The 3,307-nt window shown below is 48.1% G+C and carries 5 protein-coding genes; 1 reads left to right on the forward strand and 4 read right to left on the reverse strand.

The window, feature by feature from the left end:
• A partial coding sequence (locus AC13C0_RS00305; RefSeq protein ID WP_482953711.1) for a hypothetical protein occupies positions 1-260 on the forward strand: 260 nt, incomplete at its 5' end.
• Positions 261-1,108: 848 nt separating this feature from the next.
• On the opposite strand, the gene AC13C0_RS00310 is transcribed toward AC13C0_RS00305, so the two are convergent.
• From AC13C0_RS00310 to AC13C0_RS00325, 4 genes are all read right to left on the reverse strand, one after another.
• Positions 1,109-1,507, reverse strand: a complete 399-nt coding sequence (locus tag AC13C0_RS00310; protein ID WP_482953712.1) for a hypothetical protein — start codon at positions 1,505-1,507, stop codon at positions 1,109-1,111.
• Positions 1,508-1,954: 447 nt separating this feature from the next.
• Positions 1,955-2,344 carry a hypothetical protein gene (locus AC13C0_RS00315; protein WP_482953713.1) on the reverse strand — a complete coding sequence of 130 codons (390 nt, stop codon included), beginning with the start codon at positions 2,342-2,344 and terminating at the stop codon, positions 1,955-1,957.
• 81 nt (positions 2,345-2,425) lie between these two features.
• Positions 2,426-2,866: an acetyltransferase gene (locus tag AC13C0_RS00320; protein ID WP_341581240.1), complete on the reverse strand. Its 441-nt coding sequence runs from the start codon at positions 2,864-2,866 to the stop codon at positions 2,426-2,428.
• Positions 2,867-2,945: 79 nt separating this feature from the next.
• Positions 2,946-3,248, reverse strand: a complete 303-nt coding sequence (locus AC13C0_RS00325; RefSeq protein WP_222534940.1) for a type II toxin-antitoxin system TacA family antitoxin — start codon at positions 3,246-3,248, stop codon at positions 2,946-2,948.
• Between the last annotated feature and the right edge of the window lie 59 nt (positions 3,249-3,307).

A 3,307-nucleotide genomic window follows, 5' to 3' on the forward strand; every position in this document is an offset into this window, starting at 1 on the left:
ATTCTTGCCAGTTTGAGAGCGTCTGTTGCCATGATGCGTGCAGGTCAGAATTGACCATAGGATTCCTCCTCGATTTAAAGAAAGGAATCAATGTGACAAATCCTGGGTTTATGGAACAGGTGCCGATTTATGGGCGCTTACATTGTAATCGGAAAGAATGGGCAGGGCAGATTGTCAGTATTCAAAAACTGGGACTCACAGGTGCTGAAATCAGTACAAAACAAAGACGACGGGAACGAAAAGAAGCGGCGATTATATAGGCTTCAGCACAAAAAGTGGTCAATCATTGACCATGTTTGACAGGAATTTACGAGTAGTATTCGTTTTGCTCCTGAAGGACGCAAGTCCAAAATGATTGAAATATGTCCAATTCAGGACAGCTGCAACCGGACATAATTCAGGTAGTTGTTTAGGAACATTTGGGCGAATAAAGTATTGAATCGGAGGTACAGGGCAGCGGTCATTTTGGTAGTTTTGCGACAGTCATAACCGGACAACTCTGTGCCCAGATTCGGCGTAAATCGTGTAAGTATCGGTATTAAAAGGGTTTTCCAGAAGGTCGAACTTGAAACGTAACCACTTGAACTTCCTCACGTTACACCGATTTACCCCTCGCCAAAACGCCTCGGTACAGTGCCCTCCGGAGGCGAAGGTCTCAGGTTCGAATCCTGACGGGCGGGCCATTAACTTGGCAAATCAACAAGTTACCATCAAGACAATCCCCTCACCTGTGACCATTCTCACCTGAGCAATCCGAAAACCTCCGATTCGATCAGTGACCTTTGCACGGCAAGATTAAGATCAGGAATTTTTCTCTATCATTGCGCCTGTGCCCAAACGGTGCCTTGGCAGTGCCCCGTCAATTTAGGTCGATTCATCACCACCCATTAACGTCACCTTTGCACAGTTTCGAGCCCACCATCTCTGTGGCACAGTCGTTCTACGATAGTTAAGCAAACATATTCGCTTGGTAATGTTAACTTTGGTCGCAGAGCGAACATTCAGGCGGATAGACCTAGACTTCCCCTTGGTGAAATTTCCGCCTTGGACCTCACTCGTCGGCATAAAGAATAGAAGTGATAATTGCCAGTTTGCGGGCTTCAAGTTTTCATCGTATAACCTTGTAAACTGACTGCTGGTATTTCTTCAGTTCGTTCTGCTTTAAACCCTTGGCTGGCAATGTTAAACCCGTTCCCGATTCCTCTTGTGATTTACAATAATATGTTTCCGCGTAGACGTTTATCGAACTAAAAAAGGAGCCTGCATAATGGCAAGACGAATGATTTTTGGTTTGGTACTTTTGCTCAGCTCTGCAATTTGCTTCGGCGGAACTCTTTAATCTCAACTTCAGGCTGCCATTGTTTTTCTTGCCTTTGTAACTCGTAGCAAAGAACAGCCATATGATGAGAGCCACCTGCACTGGACCAGTAGAAACGTCGATGCCATTATCAGTGGTTAATCTGATCCCTTCATGAAGTCGGAGTTCAGGCCAGGCCAGGCTAGACATGCAGAAACAATATCTCCCCCGCTCTTTCCCTCCAGGTCTTTCAAGTCATTAATCAGCTTTCCCAGTTCTGCCATGGTGGCACATCCCGCTCGATCGGGCCTATACCGAGCTTTACTCGCAGAACATCCATGCAGCGTGGCCATCGGGAAAGATGCTGTGTACAACCGGTCAGTGACCAATGCTTTCAGGCTTCGCTCGACAAGAACCCGAACGTTTTCGCTCAGTCCCGGCAAGTAGCCTGAAAACTCAACATCTCTGAGTCTTTCCAGCTCACACCGGGTATCTTCAAGAATGGTCGGAATTGGCACCTCAGATGGGTGCAACAGGGGGTGGCCAGCGAGCCGCAGCTCAATTTCCAACTGTGCACGCTCGCTTAGCAGATTCCAAATCAGCCATCTAAGGCATCTGCCTACCCAGTGTATTGCTCCTGCTAAATGCGTCGACAACCTAATCATTAAACTGGATCAGTTGAGAGAGCTCCTCAGCCGTCCAGTTTCGTGGAATCGGAAACACCGGGCCAGAAGGATGATTTACCACTTGGGTTTTGAGCTTCGCCGGAAGATTGTTGGGATTAATCCAAATCATAAGTGAACGCCCACCGTCAGGCGCCTCTCCCGTATGGTCGATCAATAACTGCTGGGATGTTTTATCACCCTTCCGAAACCTAGCCAGGGCCTTTACATCAAATCTACCCTCAACTTCATAGCTACCTTTAAGCCCTGAACTCTTCTCTATTTCGGACAGCAAAGGCTCAACAACTGTGATGTAAAATGGATCTTTACCCCCTTGGAAAACATGTTTTCCGTGGTTATCACAAAGCTCGCCAATGGTTTTCATACAAATGTAACTCTTAAGTCTGAAAAAATGGAAATAGCCGTATCAGAGCACCGATACGGCTATTTGAAGCTAGTATCATCCTCAAGATGGAGGATCAATCAGCTGACCAATTGTGCCCATAGGTAAGTAGAGAGACTGTAGCTCTCCGAATTGCCTTCCCATTGGCAGGAAACCGTACCGCTTAAAAAAGCGGTCACTTTCCTGGGTAAGCGGATCCGTTACCACCGCTATTCCCATACCACTGTACTGAACAATTCGGTACGCCTCTTCCAGAGCTTCAAGAAGAATCGTTTCACCGAGTCGGCGCTCTGAGCTGTGTAGCCCGCTATCAACACCTAGCCACGCCAGCTTGATCACTGGAATGGGATAGGCAGGATACCGACTACGGGTTTCCTGATCTGGTAGCTCGTCACGCACCACGGTCGCGCTGGTCAGGGTGAAATAACCCAGGACCGGAGCCGGCAACACATTGGCGGGCTCATCGTCCACCAACACCCAGGTACGATTAATTTTCTTGTCCATCTGATTGCGTGCTTCGCGCCAAAGGAACTCATTTACTCGTTCCAATCCACAATCAAACGATTTCCTGTCATGGGACTTCTTATCTAATGGTTCTAACCTCAAGGTCACCGTTTTCTATCCTTTTGTTACGGCGACGTTTCGCGCTCAGCAAAGCCTCGTTCGGTGCTGGAGCTGCCTCGCAGGCTGCTACAAAAGCATCAAACGACTGACTATTCAGCCGATACACTTCGGCCTCCTCGATCACGCGAGCCGACTTCTCTCGGATTGCTTGAATGACAAACTCCGACAGACTGTGACTCCCGGTCAGAGCTGAAGCGCGCGCCGCCAATTCTTTGATCGCTGGATCAATTCTTAAATCCAGCCGCGCGCTTGTCTTTGACATGCGATATCCCTCTTTCAACGGGCTGGCCAATCGACCAAACCCTCTGTTTTAGTGTTTTC

It is taken from the genome of Marinobacter sp. B-21 (assembly GCF_056857895.1).

Excerpts from the sequence above, each read along its gene's own strand:
- AC13C0_RS00310 (WP_482953712.1), bottom strand. The coding sequence starts at position 1,507 with ATGTCTAGCCTGGCCTGGCCTGAACTCCGACTTCATGAAGGGATCAGA.
- AC13C0_RS00315 (WP_482953713.1), bottom strand. The coding sequence starts at position 2,344 with ATGAAAACCATTGGCGAGCTTTGTGATAACCACGGAAAACATGTTTTC.
- AC13C0_RS00320 (WP_341581240.1), bottom strand. The coding sequence starts at position 2,866 with ATGGACAAGAAAATTAATCGTACCTGGGTGTTGGTGGACGATGAGCCC.
- AC13C0_RS00325 (WP_222534940.1), bottom strand. The coding sequence starts at position 3,248 with ATGTCAAAGACAAGCGCGCGGCTGGATTTAAGAATTGATCCAGCGATC.